The 22,687-nt window shown below is 72.5% G+C and carries 19 protein-coding genes; 3 read left to right on the top strand and 16 right to left on the bottom strand.

Going from position 1 to position 22,687, the window contains the following annotated elements; translation table 11 throughout:
- Positions 1 to 12 precede the first annotated feature (12 nt).
- The 15 genes from ABD437_RS34170 to ABD437_RS34100 form a co-directional block, all read right to left on the bottom strand.
- Complete coding sequence (locus tag ABD437_RS34170; RefSeq protein ID WP_344653107.1) at positions 13 to 2,349, bottom strand: ComEC/Rec2 family competence protein; 2,337 nt, start codon at positions 2,347 to 2,349, stop codon at positions 13 to 15.
- Positions 2,346 to 3,071: a ComEA family DNA-binding protein gene (locus ABD437_RS34165; RefSeq protein WP_344653106.1), complete on the bottom strand. Its 726-nt coding sequence runs from the start codon at positions 3,069 to 3,071 to the stop codon at positions 2,346 to 2,348. Before ABD437_RS34165 ends, ABD437_RS34170 begins: the two co-directional genes overlap by 4 nt.
- Before the next feature lie 105 nt (positions 3,072 to 3,176).
- Positions 3,177 to 4,028, bottom strand: a complete 852-nt coding sequence (locus ABD437_RS34160) for a DegV family protein (protein WP_344653105.1) — start codon at positions 4,026 to 4,028, stop codon at positions 3,177 to 3,179.
- 9 nt (positions 4,029 to 4,037) lie between these two features.
- Complete coding sequence (locus tag ABD437_RS34155) at positions 4,038 to 4,733, bottom strand: histidine phosphatase family protein (protein ID WP_344653104.1); 696 nt, start codon at positions 4,731 to 4,733, stop codon at positions 4,038 to 4,040.
- On the bottom strand, positions 4,730 to 5,116 hold the full coding sequence (gene rsfS, locus ABD437_RS34150; protein WP_344653103.1) for a ribosome silencing factor: 387 nt from the start codon (positions 5,114 to 5,116) through the stop codon (positions 4,730 to 4,732). Before rsfS ends, ABD437_RS34155 begins: the two co-directional genes overlap by 4 nt.
- 174 nt (positions 5,117 to 5,290) lie before the next feature.
- A complete protein-coding gene (locus tag ABD437_RS34145; protein WP_035849281.1) occupies positions 5,291 to 5,536 on the bottom strand; it encodes a hypothetical protein in 246 nt (81 codons plus the stop codon).
- 130 nt (positions 5,537 to 5,666) lie between these two features.
- A complete protein-coding gene (gene nadD / locus ABD437_RS34140) occupies positions 5,667 to 6,269 on the bottom strand; it encodes a nicotinate-nucleotide adenylyltransferase (protein WP_344653102.1) in 603 nt (200 codons plus the stop codon).
- A gap of 83 nt (positions 6,270 to 6,352) precedes the next feature.
- Positions 6,353 to 7,615 (bottom strand): glutamate-5-semialdehyde dehydrogenase, encoded by a 1,263-nt coding sequence (locus ABD437_RS34135; protein ID WP_344653101.1) that lies wholly within the window; start codon positions 7,613 to 7,615, stop codon positions 6,353 to 6,355.
- 35 nt (positions 7,616 to 7,650) lie between these two features.
- Positions 7,651 to 8,748 carry a glutamate 5-kinase gene (gene proB, locus ABD437_RS34130; RefSeq protein WP_344653100.1) on the bottom strand — a complete coding sequence of 366 codons (1,098 nt, stop codon included), beginning with the start codon at positions 8,746 to 8,748 and terminating at the stop codon, positions 7,651 to 7,653.
- Entirely contained in the window at positions 8,745 to 10,196 is a 1,452-nt protein-coding gene (obgE, locus tag ABD437_RS34125; RefSeq protein ID WP_344653099.1) for a GTPase ObgE, read from the bottom strand. The genes proB and obgE overlap by 4 nt, the downstream gene beginning before the upstream one ends.
- Before the next feature lie 181 nt (positions 10,197 to 10,377).
- The gene (gene rpmA, locus ABD437_RS34120) at positions 10,378 to 10,635 is read right to left on the bottom strand and encodes a 50S ribosomal protein L27 (RefSeq protein WP_344653098.1); all 258 of its coding nucleotides are present in this window, start codon (positions 10,633 to 10,635) and stop codon (positions 10,378 to 10,380) included.
- Between the two features lie 11 nt (positions 10,636 to 10,646).
- Entirely contained in the window at positions 10,647 to 10,973 is a 327-nt protein-coding gene (gene rplU, locus ABD437_RS34115; protein ID WP_344653097.1) for a 50S ribosomal protein L21, read from the bottom strand.
- A 156-nt stretch (positions 10,974 to 11,129) separates the two neighbouring features.
- A complete protein-coding gene (locus tag ABD437_RS34110) occupies positions 11,130 to 14,672 on the bottom strand; it encodes an Rne/Rng family ribonuclease (protein ID WP_344653096.1) in 3,543 nt (1,180 codons plus the stop codon).
- A 121-nt stretch (positions 14,673 to 14,793) separates the two neighbouring features.
- Complete coding sequence (locus tag ABD437_RS34105; protein WP_344653095.1) at positions 14,794 to 15,615, bottom strand: TIGR03936 family radical SAM-associated protein; 822 nt, start codon at positions 15,613 to 15,615, stop codon at positions 14,794 to 14,796.
- A gap of 20 nt (positions 15,616 to 15,635) precedes the next feature.
- A complete protein-coding gene (locus tag ABD437_RS34100; protein WP_344653094.1) occupies positions 15,636 to 17,564 on the bottom strand; it encodes a TIGR03960 family B12-binding radical SAM protein in 1,929 nt (642 codons plus the stop codon).
- Positions 17,565 to 17,696: 132 nt separating this feature from the next.
- Here ABD437_RS34100 and ABD437_RS34095 point away from each other — a divergent pair, with 132 nt between their 5' ends.
- Complete coding sequence (locus ABD437_RS34095) at positions 17,697 to 17,891, top strand: hypothetical protein (protein ID WP_344653093.1); 195 nt, start codon at positions 17,697 to 17,699, stop codon at positions 17,889 to 17,891.
- Between the two features lie 148 nt (positions 17,892 to 18,039).
- Here ABD437_RS34095 and ABD437_RS34090 read toward each other — a convergent pair whose 3' ends face one another.
- Positions 18,040 to 18,402 carry a hypothetical protein gene (locus ABD437_RS34090; protein WP_344653092.1) on the bottom strand — a complete coding sequence of 121 codons (363 nt, stop codon included), beginning with the start codon at positions 18,400 to 18,402 and terminating at the stop codon, positions 18,040 to 18,042.
- Positions 18,403 to 20,828: 2,426 nt separating this feature from the next.
- Between ABD437_RS34090 and ABD437_RS34085 the strand changes: the two genes are divergently transcribed.
- Both ABD437_RS34085 and ABD437_RS34080 read left to right on the top strand, forming a co-directional pair.
- Positions 20,829 to 21,653 carry a patatin-like phospholipase family protein gene (locus ABD437_RS34085; RefSeq protein ID WP_344653091.1) on the top strand — a complete coding sequence of 275 codons (825 nt, stop codon included), beginning with the start codon at positions 20,829 to 20,831 and terminating at the stop codon, positions 21,651 to 21,653.
- 3 nt (positions 21,654 to 21,656) lie between these two features.
- Complete coding sequence (locus tag ABD437_RS34080; protein ID WP_344653090.1) at positions 21,657 to 22,676, top strand: 1-acyl-sn-glycerol-3-phosphate acyltransferase; 1,020 nt, start codon at positions 21,657 to 21,659, stop codon at positions 22,674 to 22,676.
- Positions 22,677 to 22,687: the final 11 nt, after the last annotated feature.

Raw genomic sequence — 22,687 nt, 5'->3', positions numbered from 1 at the left:
GTGCACCATATGTCACCCCCGACGGCCACGAACCGTGGTGGAGAGCGTGCCGTCGGCGAGCGCGACCACGGCCAGATCTCCCCCCAGATCGGTACGCAACACCCGGGCGCCCTGGCGGGCCAGGTGTGCGAGGACGGCCGGGGCCGGATGCCCGTAGTCGTTGCCGGCACCGACCTCCACCAGCGCCACGCGGGCGTGCGCGGCGTCCAGGAACGCTGGATCCGACCAGGCCGAGCCGTGGTGCGGCACCTTGAGCACGTCCACCCGCAGCGGCTCACCGGCCGCGAGCACCGTCCGTTCGGCGTCGTGTTCGGCGTCGCCCGGCAGCAGGACGGAGACCGAGCGGACGTCGGCGCGCAGGATCAGGCTGTTGTTGTTCGGGTCCGACCGGGTGCCACGCAGCACGCGCTGGGGCCCCAGCACGCGGATGCCGACCGCGCCCGCGGTCAGCCGCCCACCGGCCGTCACCGACACGACGCGCACGCCGTGCCGACGCGCCTCGCGGTGCACCGCGGCCGCGCCCTCGGGCGGTTCCCGGAACGGCCCGAGCGCGATCGCACCGACGCTGCGGCCGCGGAGTACGCCGTCGAGGCCGCCGATGTGGTCCAGGTGCAGGTGGCTGAGGAACAGGATCGGGACGTGGTCGACGCCCAACCGCCGCAGGCACGCGTCGACCGGCGCCGGGTCGGGGCCGGCGTCGACGACGACCGCGGACGCGGTGCCGGCCCGGAGCACGACCGCGTCGCCTTGGCCGACGTCGCACCCGACCACCACCCAGCCCGGCGGTGGCCAGCCCGGTGCCGCCACCCGGATCGGCAGCACGGCCACGACCACCGCGGCGCAGACGACCGCGATCAACCGGCGGGGCAGGCGCCACCGGGCGGCGAAGGCGGCGGTGACCAGGAGCGCCGCGAGCAGCCAGCCACCGGCGGCGCCGCCGGGCCAGGGCAGCAGGCCGTCGGGGACGCGCGCGCCCCGCTCGGCCACCTCGACCAGCCACCACGCCGGCCACTGCCCGAGCCAGGCCAGCGCGGTGGCGAGCGGCATCACCACCGGCGCCGTGACCGCGGCGAGCAGACCGAGAACGGTGGCCGGTGCGACGGCCGGCGCCGCGAGCAGGTTCGCGGGGATCGCGGTGAGGCTGACCGTGCCGGTGAAGGCCGCGATCAACGGCGCGCAGGCGGCCTGCGCCGCGGCGGGGACCGCGAGGGCGTCGGCGGCCAGGGCGGGCACACCCCGACGCTGCAGCGCCTCGGACCAGGCCGGTGCGACGAGCAGCAGCCCCGCGGTGGCCGCGACCGAGAGCGCGAAGCCCGGTGCGGCGGCCAGCGCCGGATCGAGCAGCACGAGCAGCACGACCGAGACGCACAGCGCGGGGACGGCCGCGCGGGGACGACCCAGCGCGAGCGCGAGCAGCCCGAGCCCGCACATCGCCGCCGCGCGGACCACGCTCGGTGACGGCCGGGCCAGGATCACGAAGCCGGCGATGGCGAGGGCGGCCAGCACGGCGGACCAGCCGGGGCCGGCCCGGACACCACGCAGAGCGGCGAGCACCAGACCGGCCAGGATGGCGAGGTTCGCGCCGCTGACCGCGGTGAGGTGCGTCATGCCGGTCTGCTGGAACGCGTCGTCGACACCGGGGTCCAGCTTCGAGGTGTCGCCGACCACCAGGCCCGGGAGGAGACCGCCGGGTTTGCCGGGGAGCGACGCGCAGGCTTCTTGCAGGCCGGTTCGCAGCGAGCCGGCCGCCCGCTGCAGCCAGGGTGGGGTGCCGAGGGGCCGGGGCCGGGCGGGGGTGCGCAGCACCGCCGCGGTCAGGTCGCGGCGTTGCGGAGCGAGCAGGCGTCCGCGGTCGACGGTGACGTGTTGGCCGGGCAGGTGCCCGGCCCAGCCGGGGTGCTCGCCGAGCACGAGAACCCGGCCGGAGGTGGCGCGCCGGACCCCGTCGACGGTGACCTCCTCGGGCGACGCCGCGACCACCCAGAGCGGCGCACCGCCGCGCCGCGACGCCGCCGGGCGCGGGTCGTCGCGCACGACCAGGCGCAGCTCGACCGAGCCGGGGCGCTCCACCGCCCGGGCCAGCGCCCCGGTGTCCCGCTCCGCCAACCGCGGCGCCGCCGCCGCGGCCCCCATGCCCACGCCCAACGCCACCCCCACCAACCCCAATGCGACCGGGGACCGGCCGGTGCCCGTGGCCGCCACGGCCGCGACCACGGCCGCACCACCGGCCACGACCGCGGCCGCGCCCGGCCCGTTCCCGAGACACCACCACGCCGCCGCCCACGCCCCCAGCGCCACCCCGGCCAGGCGCAGATCCAGCGGCGCCCGCGCCACCGCACCGGCGCTCACACCCGCACCAGGGAACGGAGCTTCTCGAACCGGCTGTCGCCGATGCCGTCGACCTCGCGCAGTTGATCGACCGAGCGGAACCCGCCGTGCTCGGTGCGGTAGGCGACGATCCGCTCGGCGAGCACCGGGCCCACACCGGGCAGCGCGTCGAACTGGTCGACGGTGGCGGCGTTCAGATCGAGCGGCGAGCCGGGCTCACCGGCGGCGGGCGCACCAGGAGCGGCACCGGGCACCCCGACCGCGATCAACTCACCGTCGAGCACCTTGCGGGCCAGGTTCAGCGCGCTGAGATCGGTGCCGGGCAACGCACCGCCGGCCGCGGCCAGTGCGTCCGCGACCCGGGCACCGGGCGGCAACCGCACCAGACCAGGCCGCCGCACCCGCCCGGAGACCGCGGCCACGACCGTCGCCGACGGCGCCGCCGAGGACGACGGCGGCGGCGCATCCACGATCCGGGCCGTGTCGACCGGCTCCGTAGCCGGCCGGGCCCGCCAGGCCACGATGCCGGCCACCAGCGCGACGACGATCGCCACCACCGCGAGCGTCCACACCCCACGCCGCCCCGGCCCGAACGCCGCGCTCCGCACGCTCTCCGGCATCCACCGCCGCCACCCGCCCGCCGAGTCGAGCACCTCGGCCGGCGGCGGCGCCGGGTCGTCGAACAGCGCCCCGACGCGCGACCGCGCGATCGAAGCGTTCCGTGCGACCTCTTGGCTCCCCATATCGGCCGACCGTAGGCGCGCCCGCCCGCCTCCGAGCAGCACGAATACCCACGCTGTGCAGAACCCGGCCCGCTGTGGACAGCCGCCCACGCCATGCCGGGTGTGTTACTTGTCGCGGGTCACCGCCACGCCGACCAGGCCGGGCCCCACGTGGGTTCCGACCGTCGGCCCCACCTCGCCCACCAGCACCCGTCCCAGCCGGGGCACCCGCTCGAACAACCGCGTCCGCAGCGCCTCCGCCCGCTCCGGCGCGGCCAGGTGCTGCACCACCAGGTCGGCACCGTCGGTTCCCGCGGCGGTGACCGCCAGCGCTTCGAGCTTCGCCAGCGCCCGGGCCGACGTCCGCACCCGTTCCGCCACGACGATCTGCCCGTCCTCCACACGCAGGATCGGCTTCACCGACAGCGTCGTGCCGATCAATGCGGCCGCCGCGCTGATCCGCCCGCCCCGACGCAGGTGCTCCAACGTGTCCACGTAGAACAGCACCGTGCTGCGCTCCACCGCGGCGACGGCCGCCGCCGCCACCTGGGACGCCGATCCGCCCGCCTGCGCGACGCCCGCCGCCTCGAGCACCGCCGCCCCGAGCCCCATCGCGATCGACCGCGAGTCCACCACGGTCACCGGCCCCGGCGCCGTCGCGGCCGCCAGCACGGCCGCCTCGTACGTCCCCGACAGCCCGGCCGACAAATGGATCGAAACCACCGACGAGTAGCCCCGCGAGAACGCCGCCGAATACGCCGCACTCAACGAATGCGGCGTGGCCCGGGACGTCGTCACCGGGCCACGCCCTTGCTCCAACGCCGCCGCGACGTCGGCCGAGCTGATGTCGACGCCTTCCCGACCGGTCGTCGCGCCGATCGTGACGAACGTCGGCACGACGGTCAGGTCGTACCGGGCCACCAGGTCACGCGGGATGTCGGACGTGGAGTCCGTGACGACGGCGACGTGCGGTGCCATGCACGAACACTAGCCCCGTTCGGAGGCCTTGATCAGCTCGTCGTCGGCGGCCGGCTCGGCATCGGCGGCGGTCGACGGCTCGTCGTTGGAGGCGGCACCGGTCAGCGGACCGACGTTGTGCGCGTGCAGACGCCAGCCCCGCGTCGACGAGAGCCGCAGCTCCGTCCACCGGCAGTTGCCCAGCGCCGCGAGCTGCGCGGCCACCTCGTCGCTCCAGCCGGTCAACGCCTGCACCGCACGACGAGCCGCACCACCGTGGCAGACGACGACGAGCGTGCCGTCGACCGCGCCGAGCGCATCGGCCAGCGCGTTCCGCATCCGGGCCACGACCTCGGCCGGACGCTCGATGCCCGGCACCTCCGGCGTCTCGCCGCGCTTCCACTCGGCGTACTCGGCCGGCCACCGCTCGGCGAGCTCGGCGTGCGAGAGCCCCTGCCAGGGGCCGAACCCGGTCTCACGCAGCCGCGGATCGACGCCGATCGGGAGCCCGGTGAGCGCGGCCAGCGCCTCGGCCGTCCGGAACGCCCGCTTCAGGTCACTGCTGACGATCGCGTCCGGCGCCTCGGCCGCCAGGTACGGCGCGGCCTGGAGCGCCTGCTGCACCCCGGTGTCGTCGAGCGGGACGTCGGTCTGGCCCTGGATCCGGCCGGCGGCGTTCCATTCGGTTCGTCCGTGTCGCCAGATCAGGACCCGGCGTGCGGTCACTGCTGGTTACCGGTGTCGGCCAGCGCGGCGTCCACGAACGGAATGACCGGGCAGTCCTTCCAGAGCCGCTCGAGGGAGTAGAACGACCGCTCCTCGGCGTGCTGGACGTGGACGACGATGTCGACGAAGTCGAGCAGTACCCAACGGCCTTCCCGCTCGCCCTCGCGGCGTACCGGCTTGGCTCCCAGCCCCAGCAGCCGCTCCTCCACCGCGTCGACGATCGCCGACACTTGACGCTCGTTCGGCGCCGACGCGATGACGAACGCGTCGGTGATGACGAGCTGCTCGCTGACGTCGAGAACGACGATGTCGGTAGCGAGTTTGTCGGAGGCGGCTTGGGCGGCGGCGAGCGCCAGCTCGTTCGCGCGGTCGGAGACGGCCACGGCGGCCCCTTCCTGTAACTGACAATTCCTGATCAAGCGTCTCACGTCCCGGCGCGGATCGTCGGCGTGAGGCTGCTCGGCATCGAAACAGCAGCAGAAACGTAGCCCACGAGGTAACAAACGTCGAAAAATAAAAGGGCGCCCGGGGAAACCCGGGCGCCCTTCGGCGGAAGCTCAGCCGCGTCGCGCCAGCCGGGCCAGCGCCGAACCAACGAACAGGTAGACGACCGCCGCGATGCCCCAGTTGACGAGAACCGCCTGGTCGCGGTTATCCATCCAGAACAGGTTCTGGAACGGCGTGGTCAGCCACCGGCCGATGTCGGTCACGAAGTCCACGATCATGTTCGTCTGGTTGGCGTTCGCCAGTACGAAGAAGATCCCCAAACAGATGACTAAAACCAACGTGACGGTGATCGCCATCACCGCGCGGCCTGCGTTCCTCATTTCGACACTGCCCCCTTCTGGACAGATGAGTTGCTGAAGAAGCTCAGGCCCTCAATGCCCGTCGGCCGCTATCGGCGAAACATCCGTCCAGAGACGACAGAAGCCACTACGGGCGGTACAGCCGCCGTTTCTCGATGTACTGGACCACCCCGTCGGGCACCAGGTACCAAACCGGCAAACCCGCCCGAACCCGGTCACGGCAGCCGCTCGACGAGATCGCCATCGCGGGCACGTCGACGAGCGTTACCGCGTCCTGCGGGAGGTGCTCGTCCGAGAGGGTGTAGCCGGGCCGCGTCACGCCGATGAAGTGGGCCAGATCGAAGAGCTCGTCGACGTCCTTCCAGGAGAGGATCGCCGACAGCGCGTCCGCCCCGGTGATGAAGAACAGCTCGACGTCGGCCCCGCGCAGGCGCCGGAGATCACGCAGCGTGTCGATCGTGTAGGTCGGGCCGGGGCGGTCGACGTCGACCCGGCTGACCGAGAACCGCGGGTTCGACGCGGTGGCGATCACCGTCATCAGGTAGCGGTCCTCGGCCGGGCTGACCTTGGCGTCGTCCTTCTGCCACGGGTTGCCGGTGGGGACGAAGACGACCTCGTCGAGCGCGAAGAGGCTGGCGACCTCGCTGGCCGCGACGAGGTGGCCGTGGTGGATCGGGTCGAACGTGCCGCCCATGACCCCGACCCGCCAGGGCGGACGCCGTTCACTCATCCGAAAATCTTCGCATCTCGGCCGCGAAGACCCCGGAAGCCCGACTGGATTGGGAGCCTCGTCACGTCATCGAACCGAGCGCCTCACCGCACGTGTCCGTCGCCGGTCACCAGGTAGGAGGTGCTCGTCATCTCCGGCAGGCCCATCGGACCGCGTGCGTGCAGCTTCTGCGTCGAGATGCCGATCTCGGCTCCGAAGCCGAACTCGCCCCCGTCGGTGAAGCGCGTGGACGCGTTCACCATCACGGCCGCGCTGTCGAGCCGGGAGCTGAACCGGCGGATCGCCCGGGTGTCGGACGACACGATCGCCTCGGTGTGCCCGCTCCCCCAGCGCCGGATGTGCGCCACGGCCTCGTCCACCGACGAGACGACCCGAACCGCGAGATCCAGCGAGTTGTACTCGGTCTCCCAGTCCTCGTCGGTCGCCGGAACGGTCAGCGGCCCCGACGGCACGAGAGCCGCGGCCGCGGGGTCCACGTGCAGCGTCACCCCGGAACCGTGCAACAACGCCCCGACCGACGGCAGGAACGTCTCGGCCACCGACGAGTGCACCAGCAGCGTCTCCGCCGCGTTGCACACGCTCGGCCGCTGCACCTTCGAGTTCATCGTGATCGACGCGGCCATCTCCAGGTCGGCCGCCGCGTCGACGTAGACGTGGCAGTTGCCGACGCCGGTCTCGATCACCGGCACGATCGAGTTCTCGACGACGTTCCTGATCAGCCCGGCGCCGCCGCGCGGAATGATCACGTCGACCAGGCCGCGGGCACGCATCAGATGAGTGACCGACTCCCGGTCGACCCCGGGCACCAGCTGCACCGCGTCGGCAGGCAGACCGGCCTTCGCCGCCGCCTCCGACAGCACCCCGACGAGCGCGGTGTTCGAGTGGTACGCCGACGCCGAGCCACGCAGCAGCGCGGCGTTGCCGCTCTTCAGGCACAACCCCGCGGCGTCCACGGTCACGTTCGGGCGCGCCTCGTAAATGATGCCGACGACGCCGAGCGGCACCCGGATCTGGCGCACCTCCAGGCCGTTGGGCAGCGTGTAACCACGCACGACCTCGCCGATCGGATCGGGCAGGCCGGCCACGTCACGCAGCCCCTGCGCCATGCCGGCGATGCGCTCCTCGGAGAGCGCCAGCCGGTCGAGCATGCCCGCGGCCAGACCGGCGTCACGGCCGGCGGCCAGATCGCGCTCATTGGCCGCGAGCACCGAAGCCGAAGCAGCCACCAGCGCGTCGGCCATCGCCAGCAACGCGGCGTCCTTCTCCGCCCGGGAGAGCGGCGCGAGCTCGGCGGCGGCCTCCTTGGACCGGGCCGCGACGGCGCGGACCTCCTGCTCGGTCGTCATCGCCTGCTCCTTCGCCTAAGGATTGTTCAACAATCTTAGAGCAACGCGAGGTCGTCCCGGTGGACTACTTCGCGCCGGTACTTCGGCCCCACGTCGTGCGTCGACTTGCCGAGGATCGGCGGCAGCTCGGTGGCGTCGTAGGCCACCAGACCACGAGCCACCGACACTCCGGCCGGCGAGACGAGATCCACCGGATCACCGGCCACGAAGTCGCCACGCACGCCGGTGATGCCCGCCGACAGCAGCGACGCGCGCCGCGAGACCACGGCCTCCACCGCGCCGGAGTCGAGCAGCAGGACACCGCGCGGTGTCGTCGCGTGACGCAGCCAGAGCAGCCGGGTGGGCAGCCGCCGACCGGTCGGCGCGAAGTAGGTGCCCACGTCGGCCCCGGAAAGCGCCTCGGCGGCCCGCGCCGCCGAGGTCAGCACCACGTGCACCCCGGCTGACGTCGCCACCTCCGCCGCCGCGACCTTGCTCGCCATCCCCCCGGTGCCGACGCCCGAGGCTCCCGTGGTGCCGGCGACGACCTCGGACAAGTCCGAAGCCGACGCCACCGTCGAGACGAGAAATGACTCCGGCTTGCGCGGATCCCCCGAGTACAGCCCGTCGACGTCCGACAGCAGCACCAGCGCGTCGGCCCGCAGCAGGTGCGCCACCAGCGCGGCCAACCGGTCGTTGTCACCGAACCGGATCTCGTCGGTGGCCACCGCGTCGTTCTCGTTGACGATCGGCACCACACCGAGGTCCAGCAGTCGCTCGAAGTTGCGGCTCGCGTTCCGGTAGTGCGCCCGGCGGATCATGTCGTCCGCGGTCAGCAGCACCTGGCCGACGGTGAGGCCGTACCGCTCGAACGAGGCCGCATAGCGCGCCACCAGCAGCATCTGCCCCACCGAGGCGCTCGCCTGCTGGGTGGCCAGGTCACGCGGACGCTTGGACAACCCCAGCGGCGCGATACCGGCCGCGATCGCCCCCGACGACACCAGCACGACCTGCGCACCGGCTTTCCGCCGCTCGGCCAGCACGTCGACGAGCGCGTCGATCCGCTCGGTGGCGATCCCGCCGCCCCGCCGGGTCAACGACGACGACCCGATCTTGACGACGATCCGCTGCGCGCCCGCGACGGCCGACCTCATAGATCGTCGCCGTAGTCGTAGGTACCGCGCTCGCCGCCCTTCTCCGGGTCCTGCCCGCGCCGCCGACGACGTGCCAGCAGCCGGTCGGACGCACCGGCCCGGTCGGTGAGCGCGAGGCGCGGGTCTTCCCCACGGCGGGTCAGCAGCACCTCGGCCGCCCCGCCCAGCGTCGGCTCCCAGTCGAACGTCACGCCGCCGATCGTCACCGCGTCGCCGGCGTGCGCACCGGCCTTCGCGAGCTCCTCCTCGACGCCCAGCTTGGCCAGCCGGTCGGCCAGGTAGCCCACGGCCTCGTCGTTCTGGAAGTCGGTCTGACGCACCCAGCGCTCGGGCTTGGTGCCGCGCACGAGGAAACCGCCCTCGTCGTCCGGCACCACGGTGAACGGGGTCTCGTCCACGGCGGCCGGCCGCAGCACGATCCGGGTCGGGTCCGGCGCACCGCGGCGCGCCCGCTCCTCCTCGACGATGCCCGCGAGCGCGAACAGCAGCGGCTTGAGCCCCTCCCTGGTCACGGTCGAGACGTCGAACACCTGATAGCCGCGCGCCTCCAGATCGGGCCGGATGATCTCGGCCATCTCCCGTCCGTGCGGCACGTCGACCTTGTTGAGCACGACCAGCCGGGGCCGGTCCTCCAGGCCACCGTAGGCGGCGAGCTCGGCCTCGAGCGCGTCGATGTCGGCGACCGGGTCGCGCCCCGGCTCCTCGGTGGCGGTGTCGACGACGTGCACCAGCACCGCGGTGCGCTCGATGTGACGCAGGAAGTCCAGACCGAGCCCGCGCCCGGTCGCCGCGCCCGGGATCAGCCCCGGCACGTCAGCCATCGTGAACACGGTCTCGCCCGCGGTGACCACACCCAGGTTGGGCACCAACGTCGTGAACGGGTAGTCCGCGATCTTCGGCCGGGCCGCCGACACGACCGCGATCAGCGAGGACTTGCCCGCGCTCGGGAAACCGACCAGCCCGACGTCGGCGACGCTCTTGAGCTCCAGGACGACGTCGTGGGTCTCGCCCGGCTCCCCGAGCAGCGCGAACCCGGGCGCCTTGCGCTTCGTGGTCGCGAGCGCCGCGTTGCCCAGCCCTCCGTGGCCACCCTGGGCCACTACGTACCGGGTGCCGACGCCGGTCAGGTCGGCGAGGATCTCGCCGTCCTCGGCCTGCACCACGGTGCCGTCGGGTACCCGCAGCTCCAGGTCGGTGCCGTTCGCGCCGTACCGGTTCGCGCCCATGCCGGGGCGGCCGTTGGTGGCCTTGGCGTGCGGCCGGTAGTGGAAGTCGAGCAGCGTGTGCACCTGCGGGTCGACGACGAGCACGACGTCGCCGCCCTTGCCGCCGTTGCCGCCGTCGGGGCCGCCCAGCGGCTTGAACTTCTCGCGGTGCACGGATGCGCAGCCGTGGCCGCCATCACCGGCGGTGACGTGCAGCACCACTCGGTCGACGAACGTCGCCACGGTGACTCCTCTGTCGGATTTCGGTACCGGTCCGTCGGGGTCAACCCCGTCTGCCCGGTTGCTGTTCCTGCTCATATCGACGCTCAGCGGCGTACCACCGCGCGACGGTTACTCGACGGACACGAAAAAGGCGGGCCGGGAGGAACCCGACCCGCCTTGTTCGACGTGCTATCCGGCGGGCTCAGGCCTCCACCGGGACGATGCTGATCGTCTTGCGACCGCGCCTGCTACCGAACGTCACCGCGCCCGGAGCCAGTGCGAACAGCGTGTCGTCGCCACCGCGGCCGACCAGGTCGCCCGGGTGGAAGTGGGTGCCGCGCTGGCGGACGATGATCTCGCCGGCCTTGACGACCTGACCGCCGAAGCGCTTCACACCCAGCCGCTGGGCGGCGGAGTCGCGCCCGTTACGGGAGGACGATGCGCCCTTCTTGTGTGCCATGTCGCTAAGCCCTACTTCCCGCTCTCGATCCCGGTGACCTTGATCTGGGTCAGCGGCTGACGGTGACCCTGACGCTTGTGGTAGCCGGTCTTGTTCTTGTACTTGTGGATCTTGATCTTGGGGCCCTTGGTGTGGGCCACGACCTCACCGGAGATGGTGAAGGCCGCAAGCTTGGCCGCCTCGTGGGTGACGTTGACCTTGTCACCCTCACCATCGACGACGAGCAGAGCCGGCAGCGTAATCGCGTCACCGGGCGCGCCCGAGATCTTCTCGACCTCGACGACGTCGCCGACCGCCACCTTGTACTGCTTGCCGCCGGTCTTGACGATGGCGTACATGAGACGCGGGTCTCCTACCTGCTCTGGAAGACAATGAACTGACGTGCGTGCGTGTCTGGCCTACTAGCGCACAGACAGCGGGGGCGCGGCGAACGCGCCAACGGAAAGACTACCGTACCGAATGCGCGAACGACGAACCGAGGGTCCCGGCCCAGGTCATTCGGGTTCCGCACCCTCCGGTGGCCCGGCCGGACGCGACGCGGCCCGGCGGGCTCGCCGGGGTCGCTTGGCGGGCTCGGCCACGAGCACCACGTCCCCGTCGGTGACGACCGGCACGGTCGCCGCCCCGTTGACGACCATCTGATCGGTCGGCTTCACCGGGTCGGTGGCCGGCACGGCGTCGGCCGCGGCCGCGTGTGCCGTGCCGATCCCGCTGGTCGGAACGGTCTCGATCTCCGCGTCGGCCACGTCGTAGGCGAGGTCGCCCTCGGTCTCGGCGATCTCGTCCACGACGAGCGCGTCGTCCGCGTCGTCGTCGTCCGCGGACACCGCCGCACGGGTGCTGGCCGCGTGGATCGCCGCGACCGCGGCCACCGCCGGGGGCGCCGTCGTCGACCCGACCGTCTCGCCGCCGCCACCACCACCGCGCTTCCGGCGGCTGCGGCGGCCCTCCTTGACCTCGGCCACCGCCGGTTCGGCGTGCTGGTGGCCGTTCCCGCCGTTCCCGCCGTTGCCACCGGTCTGGCGACCGATCAACGGCTCGTTGTGGATGATGACGCCACGGCCGCGGCAGGTCTCACAGGTCTCGCTGAACGCCTCCAGCAGGCCCTGGCCGACCCGCTTGCGGGTCATCTGCACCAGCCCCAGCGACGTCACCTCGGCGACCTGGTGCTTCGTCCGGTCCCGGCCGAGGCACTCGGTCAGGCGCCGGAGCACGAGCTCACGGTTGCCCTCGAGCACCATGTCGATGAAGTCGATGACGATGATGCCGCCGATGTCACGCAGCCGGAGCTGGCGGACGATCTCCTCGGCCGCCTCCAGGTTATTGCGGGTGACCGTCTCCTCGAGGTTCCCGCCCTGCCCGGTGAACTTGCCGGTGTTGACGTCGACGACCGTCATGGCCTCGGTGCGGTCGATCACCAGCGAGCCACCGCTGGGCAGCCAGACCTTGCGGTCGAGCGCCTTCATGAGCTGGTCGTCGATGCGGTACGCCGCGAAGACGTCGGTCTCGGCGGTGTGGTGCACGAGCCGCTCGGCCAGGTCGGGCGAGACCTCGCGGACGTAGGACTCCACCTCCGGCCACGCCTCGGACCCGGACACGACGAGCTTGGAGAAGTCCTCGTTGAAGACGTCCCGGATGACCCGGATGACCAGGTCGGGCTCGGCGTTGAGCAGCGCGGGGGCGCCGCCCTTCGTCGACTTCTCCTTGATCGCCTGCCACTGCGCCTCGAGCCGCTCGACGTCGTGCGTCAGCTCGGCCTCGCTGGCGCCCTCGGCCGCGGTGCGGATGATCACCCCGGCGTTCTCCGGGACGATCTTCTTGAGGATGTCCTTCAGACGCTTGCGCTCGGTGTCGGGCAGCTTCCGGCTGATACCGGTCATCTGCCCTTCGGGGACGTAGACCAGGAACCGGCCCGGAAGGCTGACCTGGCTGGTCAGGCGCGCACCCTTGTGCCCGATGGGGTCCTTGGTGACCTGCACCAGAACCGAGTCGCCGCTCTTCAGCGCGACCTCGATCTTGCGCGGGCGCCCCTCCATGCCGGCGGCGTCCCAGTTCACCTCACCGGCGTAGAGCACCGCGTTGCGGCCCTTGCCGATGTCGACGAACGCGGCCTCCATGCTCGGCAGCACGTTCTGCACGCGGCCGAGATACACGTTGCCCGCGTACGAGGTGGAGCTGGCCTTCGTCACGTAGTGCTCGACCAGGACGTCGTCCTCGAGCACCGCGATCTGGGTGCGGTCGCCGATCTGGCGGACGACCATGACCCGCTCGACGGCCTCGCGCCGCGCCAGGAACTCGGCCTCGGTGAGCACCGGGGGACGGCGCCGGTTGCTCTCCCGGCCCTCCCGGCGACGCTGGCGCTTGGCCTCCAGCCGGGTCGAGCCCTTGACGCCCTGGACCTCGTCCTCGATCGAACGGGGCGGCGCGGGCGGAGCCGGCTGACGCACCTTGACCACGGTGTTCGGCGGGTCGTCGCTGGAGACCTCGGCGTCACCGGCCCCCCGGCGACGACGGCGGCGACGGCGACGGCTGGTGCCGCCGTCCTCGTCGGAGTCGGCCGCGCCGTCGGCGGCCTCGTCGTCCGCGTCGTCGGTCTCGTCGGACGCGGTGGCGTCGGGCTCGTCCTCCGCGGACGGCTCGTCGGAGTCGGCCTCGCCGGCCTCCCCGCCGTTCTCGCCGCGGCCTCGGCCCCGGCCACGGCGACCGCGGCGACGACGACGGCGGCTGTCGTCGCCGTCCTCGTCGTTGTCGCCGTCGGCGTCGGTCTCGGCGGCGGTCTCGTCGCCCGTGATGTCGTCGGTGTCGTCGAGCTCGTCGGTCGGCTCGGTCTCGTCCTCGATCGGCTCCGGCTCGGGCGCGGGCTCGGGTGCCCGGAACGGCACCGAGGCCGGGTCGGGCGCCATGAAGGTGACCATCGGGGCCCGGCGGACGCGGGTGCGGTGCGTGGACGGCGGCTCTGCCGCGTCCGCGCCGGCCGCGAACGGGGTGTCGGCGGTGCGCCGGCCCGGTTCCGCGGTCACCGCGTCCGCGGAGACGTCGTTCGGTGCCGACGCCACGAGCGTGTCGTCGGTCGCGGCGGCCGTCTCGGGCGCGTCGGCCTCGGGGGTGGCCGCCGTGGTGGCCTCGGGGTTGGCCGCGGCGGCGCCGGCGGACCGGCGGCGACGGCGTGAGGTCGGCGCGGGCGTCTCCTCCACCGCAGCGGCCTCGTTCGGCGCCTGCTCGGCGGGGGCCTGCTCGGCGGGGGCCTGCTCGGCCGGGGCCGGCCCGGCCGGGGTGGTGACCTCGGCGGTCTCGGTCTCGGTCTCGGCGCTGGTGGCGCGGCGGCGACGGCGGGTGCGCGGCGGGGTGACCTCGACGGCCACGTCGGGCGGGGTCGGGTCGGCCGGTGCGTCCGCGGCGGCGGGCTCGGCCGGGGTTCCGGCGGCGGACTCGGCCGGGGTTCCGGCGGCGGACTCGGCCGGGGTTCCGGCGGCGGACTCGGCCGGGGTTCCGGCGGCGGACTCGGCCGGAGCCGCGGCGGCCGGTGCGTCGCCGGTGCCGGCGGCGGCGCTGGTTTCCGCGCTGGTGGGCGCGGTGCCGGCGACGGCGGCGCTGGTTTCCGCGCTGGTGGGCGCGGTGTCGGTGGTGGGGTCGGCGGCGCGGCGGCGCGAGCGGGTGGCTCGGCGGCGCGGCGCTGGCTCGGCGGCGCCGGGCTCGTCGGCGCGGGGCTCGTCGGCTATGGGAGCGGGCACCACGGGCCACGCCGGGTCGGCGAGGTCGGCCGCGTTCGTGTCGTCCGCGGGCGCGGGTGACGGCGCGATCACCGCCGCCGGCACCGCCTCGGCCGGAAGATCGGGGGCGGTCGACGGCGGCTCGGCCGGCGGACCGGCCGGCCGGCGTGCGGCGCGCCGCCGTGCGGGGCGCGCGGCCGGTTCCGGGGTCGGCGACGCGTCGGCGCCGGTCGAGCCGGCGGAACTGTCACTATTCGTGCGACCGGTGGTCTGTTCGGTGGGGATGTCCCCCGCCGAACCGGCCCCGGTCGGCTCGTTGTCGAGCATCCGGGCAAGTCTCCCGTCCGCCCCCGGGCGCGTGTCCGCGGCCACTCAGGGGCGTGTCGTATCGGTGCTGTCAAGCGGTAACCGGAAATCCGATGACCGCCGAGTCTCTTATTTGCGCCGGTTAGGTCGACGCGCCGATGGCGAGCCCGCCGCGGTCGGCCTCGAGCGGATCGTCGATCCGGCCTTCGGCGGTGAGGGCTCCCTGCGCCAGACGTGTGGCGCGGGGTGGCTCCGCCGGGTCCAGATCGGCGCTGGCAACCACGTGGCGCAGACCGGTCAGGATGTCATCGGGTCGCACGGCGGGTGTCGTATGCCGTACAACGCAAATGATTATCGCACAGGGGACGCCCGCGTCAGCCGTGGACACTCCCAGCTGAGCCTCGGTGGCGGTGGAACCCGTCGTCCCGGCCGGCCCCACCTCCTCGGTCACAACCACGCTGACCAGCGCAGATCGCACGTCGATCGTCCGCTGACCGCTTTTTGTCCGGCGCTCGACCGGAACCGTCTCGGCGGCCAGCAACGCAGCCACGGCCGACTGCGCCCGAGCGGTGCTTACCCGCGGGAGCTCGATTCGCCACTCGGAAGCGTCGATCCGGTCCGGCAGCGACCCGCCGGCGGCCTCCACCGCCTCCAGGATGTCGATGCCGGGCGGCAGCGCCCGGTCGAGCGTCTGACGCAGCTGCTCGACGTCGACGACCTTCGCGAGGCCGATCTCCAAATACTCCGCCTCGCTGGCGACGCCGGTCGGTGCCGCGCCGACATAGGAGACCTTCGGGTGCGGGCTGAACCCGGCCGAATACGCGATCGGTACGCCGCCACGGCGGAGCGCCCGCTCGAACGCGCGGGCGAAGTCGCGGTGCGAGGTGAATCGGAGCCGGGCACGTTTGGTGTACCGGAGCCGGACTCGCTGGACGACTGGTGGCGGCGGCGGACCGTCGGGCATTCGAGACAGGGCGGGCTCCTTCAGCTGTTAACTACCGTTAGCGGCAGAAGCCGCTTCCCGGTGGGGCCGATCTGGATCTCGGTGTCCATCGTGGGACAAACGCCGCAGTCGAAGCACGGCGTCCAGCGGCAGTCGTCCTGCTCGACCGAGTCGAGCGCGTCCTGCCAGTCGTCCCAGAGCCACTCCTTGTCCAGACCGGAGTCGAGGTGGTCCCAGGGTAGGACCTCCAGCTCTTCGCGCTCCCGGGTGGTGAACCAGGCGAGGCTCACCCCGAGCGGCTCGAGCTCCGTCTTGGCGGCGTCGATCCAGCGCTCGTAGGAGAAGTGCTCGTGCCAGCCGTCGAACCGGCCGCCGTCCTCCCAGACCTTGCGGATGACCCGGCCGACCCGGCGGTCACCGCGGCTGAGCAGGCCCTCGATCAGGCTCGGCTTGCCGTCGTGATAGCGGTAGCCGATGGCCTTGCCGAGGCCGCGGTCGGCGTTGATGGCCTGACGCAGCTTGCGCAGCCGGTCGTCGACGACGTCGGGGTCCTCCTGCGCCGCCCACTGGAACGGCGTGTGCGGCTTCGGGACGAACCCGCCGATGCTGACCGTGCACCGGATGTCCTTGCGACCCGCGGCCTGCCGACCGGCCCGGATGACGTCGTGCGCCATCTCGGCGATCTCGAGGACGTCCTCGTCGGTCTCGGTCGGGAGCCCGCACATGAAGTAGAGCTTCACCTGCGTCCAGCCGGCCGAGTAGGCCGCCGTGACGGTGCGGATCAGGTCGTCCTTGCTGACCATCTTGTTGATGACGCGACGCAGGCGCTCGCTGCCACCCTCGGGCGCGAACGTGAGCCCCGAGCGGCGGCCGTTGCGGGACAGCTCGTTCGCGAGGTCGATGTTGAACGCGTCGACCCGGGTGGACGGCAGGGACAGCGACGTGCTCGTGCCCTCGTACCGGTCGGCCAGGTCTTTGGTGACCTCGGCGATCTCGGAGTGGTCGGCGCTGCTCAGGCTCAGCAGCCCGACCTCCTGGAAGCCGGTGGCCTTGAGCGACGCGTCGACCATCTCGCCGATGCCGGTGATCGAGCGCTCGCGCACCGGGCGGGTGATCATCCCCGCCTGGCAGAACCGGCAGCCCCGGGTGCAGCCCCGGAAGATCTCGACGCTGGCGCGCTCGTGCACGGTCTCGGCCAGCGGCACCAGCGGCTGCTTCGGGTACGGCCAGGCATCGAGGTCCATCGTCGTGCGCTTGCGGATGCGGAACGGCACGTCGGCCCGGTTGGGCACCACCCGCTGGATGCGGCCGTCGGGCAGGTAGTCGACGTCGTAGAAGCGCGGAACGTAGACGGCCTCGGTGCGGGCCAGGCGCAGCAGCACCTCGTCGCGACCGCCAGGGCGACCCTCGGCCTTCCAGTCGCGAATGACGTCGGTCATCTCGTTGACGGCCTCTTCGCCGTCGCCGAGCACCGCGGCGTCGATGAAGTCGGCGATCGGCTCCGGGTTGAACGCGGCGTGACCGCCGGCGAGCACGATCGGGTGGTCCTCGGTGCGGTCCTTCGCGTTGAGCGGGATCCGCGCGAGGTCGAGCGCCGTGAGCAGGTTGGTGTACCCGAGCTCGGTGGCGAAGGAGACACCGAGGACATCGAAGGCCTTCACCGGACGATGGGCGTCGACGGTGAACTGCGGGACGTCGTTCTCACGCATGAGCTGCTCGAGGTCGGGCCAGACCGCGTAGGTGCGCTCGGCGAGCGCGTCGGGCCGCTCGTTGAGGATCTCGTACAGGATCTGGATGCCCTGGTTGGGCAGGCCCACCTCGTAGGCGTCGGGGTACATGAGCGCCCACCGCACCGGGTGGGCGTCCCAGTCCTTGATCGTGGAGTTCAGCTCGCCACCGACGTACTGGATCGGCTTCTGCACCTTGGGGAGCAGGGTTTCGAGGCGAGGGAAGACCGACTGGACGCTCATAGTGCCTCCAGGGTACTGGTGCCCGCGGGGCGCCCATGACCACCATCACGTCTTCGGGCGGATGACGATGGCCTTCTTGATCGTTACAGTCGATGTGGGCGCAAGGAGCGCCCGGAAGAGTAGGAGTGCGACATGTTTTTCTCCGGTACCGCCGCGAACGCCCTGGTGCGTGCACGGTCGGCCCGGCACGCCCGGGACGCCTGGGCCCGTCTCGTCGATGAGAAGGGCGAGCGCCGCGCTTTCGCGGAGCTGGCTTCACACGCCGGTGGTTCTGACGCCGCCGTGCACACCCTCGTTCGGCACGGCATCGAGACCGACCTCGACTGACGCCGGCCGGGACCTCCCCGAGACCGTACTCACCAACGAGCTGTCGAATCGGGTGACGGCGACGAAGCTCCCCTCGCCACTGTAGGTGGGGCGCCACAGTAGACAGCAAAGGCCCATAGCGGAGCAGCTATGGGCCTTTTGTATGTGTTCAGGGAGTAGCGCTGTCGCTCGGGGTTGGTTCACCGGCGGCGCTCGGGGTGACCGTGACGTAGACGGGCGACGGTGAGACCGAGATCTTCACGTTGACGTCGGGCGCCGGTTCGCCGCGCAGCGGGATGCCGACGACCGAGCCGAGCAGGCACGACACGATCGCGATCACGAGGCCGGCGCCGGTGAGGCCGAGCAGCATCATCTTCGTGAAGATCGGTTGGGTGGCGCTGGGGCCCGGGTCCGGGGGTTCGAGCGAGGCTCCGCGGGGGCGGTCGGGCGACCAGGCCGAGGGGATGTCGCCGGTGACGTTCCAGCCGACGGGTGCGGTGGGGCCGGCGGCCGCGCCGCTGACTGGTGCCACGCCGCCCATCGGTCCGGCCGGGCCTGCACCGGGGACGGCTCCGCCGACCGCCGCCCCGCCGACCGCCGCCCCGCCTACCGCTGCTCCGCCTACCGCCGCTCCGCCGACCGCTGCGGGGCCGCCGTAGATCGGGGCGGTGGTGCCGGGGCCGTTCGCCGGGCCTGGGCCGGGGACGCCGAAGGGTCCGGCCGGGCCGGGGCCCACCGGGGCTGCGCCGCTCGCGGGTCCGGCGCCGTAGACCGGGGCCGCGCCGCCGACCGAGGCCGCACCTCGACCGGGCGCCGTGCCGCTCACCGGGGCCACTCCCCCGACGGCGGCAGCACCCCGGCCGGGTGCCGAGCCGCTCACCGGGGCCACGCCACCCACCGAAGCCGCACCCCGGCTAGGGGCGGTGCCGCTCACCGGCGCCACACCGCCGACCGAAGCCACACCGCCGACCGAAGCCGCACCCCGGCTGGGTGATGTGCCGCTCACGGGGGCGACGCCGCCGACCGAGGCCGCACCTCGGCCCGGTGCGGAACCACTCACCGGGGCGACGCCGCCGACCGAGGCGGCGCCGCTTACCGAGGCGGCGCCGCGGGTGGGGGCCGCTCCGCTGACCGGGGCCACTCCGTTCACGGAGGCCGCGCCGTAGACGGGGGCCGCGCCGCTCACCGGAGCGACGGACGCCCGCCCGCTGCGCTCGACCGGGCCGCGCTCGCCGGTGTCACGGTCCCGCGGGCCGGCGCTGCGGCCTCGTCCGCCGGTGTCCCGGATCGCGTCCCGGTCAGCGGGCTCGCGGGTGCCGCGATCCCGGCCGCCGGTGTCCCGGGCCCCATCTCGGCCGCGGGGCTCACGGGTGCTGTAGCCGCGGTCTCCGGTGTCCCGGGCACCAGACTCACGCGCCTCACGCGCACGAAACTCCCGGCTACCGGACTCCCGACTACCGGACTCCCGGCCACCGGACTCACGGCCGCCCGATTCACGGCCGCCCGACTCACGGCCACCCGGTTCACGGCCGCCCGAATCGCGGCTGCCGGACCCCCGGCCACTGGGCTCGCGGCCACCGGGATCACGGCCGATCGGCTCGTGGCTGTCAGGATCACGCCGGCCGGATTCGCGTCTACCGGACTCACGCCGGCCCGGTTCACGGCTGCCCCGCTCACGGCCTCGGAGCTCGCGAGGATCAGGTTCAAGAGGCTCGAGCTCATAAGGATCGCGCTCCTGAAGATCGCGCTCGCGACGATCCGGGTCGCGCGGATCGGGTTCCCGCAGATCCCGCCCGTGCAGAGCGGGGTCGTGGATCCCGTCCCGGTCGGTGGAGTCCCGCCCGCGGAACGCCTCCCGGTCGGCAGGCTCGCGACTCGCACGCTGGCGGGGCACCGATGCGCTCGCCCGCCCCGAGCGGCCCGGATCTCGAGCCTCCCAAGCCGGATCGAGGTCACCGGTCGACCAGCCCGTGTCATCCGCGTCACGCCCGGAACGAGGCTCGCGCTCGCCACCCGACCAGCCGGAATCATCCGCCCCACGCCGCGAGCGCACCCCGGGCTCACCGCTCGACCAACCCGCGTCATCGGGATCACGCCGCGAACGAACCTCGGGCTCGCTAGCCGACCAGTCCTCATCCGCATCATGCCGCGACCGGACCTCGGGCTCGTACCCCTCCGGCTCGTATCCCCGGGCTTCCGCGGCCTCCCGGGCCCGCCGGGCAGCGGCCCGCCCACCCTCGATCGGCCGCGTCGAATCGTCGCCACCACGCCGGGACGAACGCCCGCGCTCCTCCTCGTACGGCTCTTCCCGCCGACGCGACGACTCGTCATACGGCGACTCGTACGGAGACTCGTACGACGACTCGTACGAAGACTCCTCGTACGAGTCATCGCGCCGCCGCGAACGCCCCGGTTCGGGATACGGGTCCTCGTCGTAGCGAGCCCGCCCCGGCTCCCCGGAACGCGACCGGCCGTCGTCCCACGCATCCGGCTCGTCGACCGGCCCCAGCACCCGATGGCCGGCGGTGTGCAGATAGTCCAGGTAGTAGTCGCCGTCGTCCGGGTGCCTGCCCCGTTCGTCCGGTCGGTTACGTCGCTGCTCGATCCGCTGGATCAACCCGGTCCGCGACACGTTCCCCGGCTCGTCCGGCGATTCCGAAACCCCCGAACCCTCCGATAACGCCCCGGGCTCGGCCGGACCTCCAGCCGCCCACCCCACCGAACGCGGGTGAGGCGATCCGTCCGAGGGCGGGTAGTCGCCGGTCATGACCATCCTTGCTATCAGGTACGGGAAGGGACCTCAGCGTCCGTTGTTACCCCCTGTGCAAACGTAGCCGACCGAAAACTCGGGAGAACCCCTAAGACCCAATCGAAAACCACCAAGAGTAAACATGGGGTCCGATGTCGACGCTCAGGGCCGCACCCGGTCCTGTCCCACCGGCGTGTGAGGATCGCAGCATGGGCCGTACCGTCGGATTCGTCCTCGGGGGAGGTGGCGTCCTCGGCGCGGTCGAGGTCGGCATGGTCCGCGCGCTCTACGGCGCCGGCATCTACCCCGATCTTGTCGTCGGCACCTCGATCGGCGCGCTGAACGGCGTCGTGATCGCCGCGGTGCCGCCCCGCGAGGCCGAGGAGCGGCTCACCGAGCTCTGGTCCTCCACCGCCGCCAAGGACGTCTTCCGCGCGAACGTCGCCCGCCAGTTCGGTCAGCTCGTCCGCAGCGGCACGCACGCGCACTCGGCCCAACCGTTGCGCGCGCTGCTCGAGCCGATCAAGGACCTGAACTTCGAGGATCTCCCGACGATGTTCCAGTGCTGCGCCGCCTCGATCGAGCGCGCCGCCGAGCAGTGGTTCAGCGAGGGCCCGCTCGTCGACGCCGTGCTCGCCTCCTGCGCGGTGCCCGGGTTGCTGCCGCCGGTGAAGATCAAGGACGAGCACTATCTCGACGGCGGCCTGGTCAACAGCATCCCGGTCAGTCGCGCGATCGAGCTCGGGGCCGACCGGGTGTTCGTCCTGCAGGTGGGGCGGATCGAGCGGCCGCTGCAGGCGCCGACGAAGCCGTGGGAGGTGGCGATGGTCTCGTTCGAGATCGCCCGCCGGCACCGGTTCGCGCGCGACATGGCGTCGCTGCCGAGCGACGTCGAGGTGCACGTGCTTCCCACCGGGTTGTCCACCGACGTCGCCAACCCGCTCGCCTACCGGTCGTTCCACCGGATAGAACCGCGGATCGAGAGCGCGTACCGCGCCAGCGCGGCCTATCTCGCCGAGAACGGGCTGGTCTAGACGATGCCGATCCCCCGGTGGTTCCGTCGCGTCGTCGTGGCTCCGGCCTTCGCCGGCATCCTGTTCGGGCTGCTGCTCACGATGCCGCTCTGGTTGATCGTGGTCGGCCTGGTCTCGATCGGCTTAAAGGGGCGACGCCGGCTCCTCCGGGTCGTCTGGCTCGTGGCCGTGTACATGGTGATGGAGCTCGTCGTCCTGATCGAGCTGTTCGGCTTGTGGCTGGCGGCCGGGTGCAGCGCGCAACGCGTGCGCAGCCCGAAGTTCCAGCTCCGGCACTACCAGCTGGTCGGGTGGGTGCTCCGGATCGCCTCCAAGCAGGCGGGCCGGGTGCTCAAGCTCCACATCCGCACCGACGGCCCCGACCCGGACGCGCATCCGGGGCGCCCGTTGCTCGTGCTCTGCCGGCACGCGGGTCCCGGTGACTCGTTCCTGCTGACGAACGCGCTGATCAACAAGTACGCGCGCGAGCCACGCATCGTCCTCAAAGACACGATGCAGTGGGATCCGGCGGTCGACGTTCTGCTCAACCGGCTGCCGAGCCGGTTCATCTCACCGAACCCCGGCGCCAGCGGCGACGCGGTCGAGGCCCAGATCGCCGCGCTGGCCACCGGTCTGGACGAGAACGACGCGTTCGTGATCTTCCCCGAGGGCGGCAACTTCACCCCGAACCGCCGCACGAAGATCATCGCGAGTCTCAAGAAGCGCGGTCTGCACAAGGCCGCCCAGCGCGCCGAGGAGATGATCCACGTGCTCGCGCCGCGCCCCGGCGGCGTCGTGGCCGCGCTCAAGGCCGCGCCGGAGGAGGCCGACGTGCTGCTCGTCGCCCACACCGGACTGGACCACATGCTGACGGTGGCCGACGTGTGGCGTGAGCTGCCGATGGACAAGACGATCACGATGCGGTTCTGGCTGGTCCCGGCGGCCGAGGTTCCCCGCGGCGACGCCGAGCAACAGGTCGAGTGGCTCTACCGTTGGTGGGAACGGATCGACGACTGGATCGAGGAACATCGTCCGTCCGGTTGACGTACGGTTTC

The organism is Cryptosporangium japonicum (assembly GCF_039524755.1).
Taxonomy (GTDB): Bacteria; Actinomycetota; Actinomycetes; order Mycobacteriales; family Cryptosporangiaceae; genus Cryptosporangium; species Cryptosporangium japonicum.
Note: the sequence above shows the minus strand (reverse complement) of the source record. Positions and strands in the feature narration are given on the sequence as shown.

What these genes read in the sequence shown, in the direction of transcription:
- ABD437_RS34165 (WP_344653106.1), bottom strand. Translation starts at nt 3,071, where the DNA reads ATGGGGAGCCAAGAGGTCGCACGGAACGCTTCGATCGCGCGGTCGCGC.
- ABD437_RS34160 (WP_344653105.1), bottom strand. Translation starts at nt 4,028, where the DNA reads ATGGCACCGCACGTCGCCGTCGTCACGGACTCCACGTCCGACATCCCG.
- ABD437_RS34145 (WP_035849281.1), bottom strand. Translation starts at nt 5,536, where the DNA reads ATGGCGATCACCGTCACGTTGGTTTTAGTCATCTGTTTGGGGATCTTC.
- nadD (WP_344653102.1), bottom strand. Translation starts at nt 6,269, where the DNA reads ATGAGTGAACGGCGTCCGCCCTGGCGGGTCGGGGTCATGGGCGGCACG.
- ABD437_RS34135 (WP_344653101.1), bottom strand. Translation starts at nt 7,615, where the DNA reads ATGACGACCGAGCAGGAGGTCCGCGCCGTCGCGGCCCGGTCCAAGGAG.
- proB (WP_344653100.1), bottom strand. Translation starts at nt 8,748, where the DNA reads ATGAGGTCGGCCGTCGCGGGCGCGCAGCGGATCGTCGTCAAGATCGGG.
- rpmA (WP_344653098.1), bottom strand. Translation starts at nt 10,635, where the DNA reads ATGGCACACAAGAAGGGCGCATCGTCCTCCCGTAACGGGCGCGACTCC.
- rplU (WP_344653097.1), bottom strand. Translation starts at nt 10,973, where the DNA reads ATGTACGCCATCGTCAAGACCGGCGGCAAGCAGTACAAGGTGGCGGTC.
- ABD437_RS34110 (WP_344653096.1), bottom strand. Translation starts at nt 14,672, where the DNA reads ATGCTCGACAACGAGCCGACCGGGGCCGGTTCGGCGGGGGACATCCCC.
- ABD437_RS34105 (WP_344653095.1), bottom strand. Translation starts at nt 15,615, where the DNA reads ATGCCCGACGGTCCGCCGCCGCCACCAGTCGTCCAGCGAGTCCGGCTC.
- ABD437_RS34100 (WP_344653094.1), bottom strand. Translation starts at nt 17,564, where the DNA reads ATGAGCGTCCAGTCGGTCTTCCCTCGCCTCGAAACCCTGCTCCCCAAG.
- ABD437_RS34095 (WP_344653093.1), top strand. Translation starts at nt 17,697, where the DNA reads ATGTTTTTCTCCGGTACCGCCGCGAACGCCCTGGTGCGTGCACGGTCG.
- ABD437_RS34085 (WP_344653091.1), top strand. Translation starts at nt 20,829, where the DNA reads ATGGGCCGTACCGTCGGATTCGTCCTCGGGGGAGGTGGCGTCCTCGGC.
- ABD437_RS34080 (WP_344653090.1), top strand. Translation starts at nt 21,657, where the DNA reads ATGCCGATCCCCCGGTGGTTCCGTCGCGTCGTCGTGGCTCCGGCCTTC.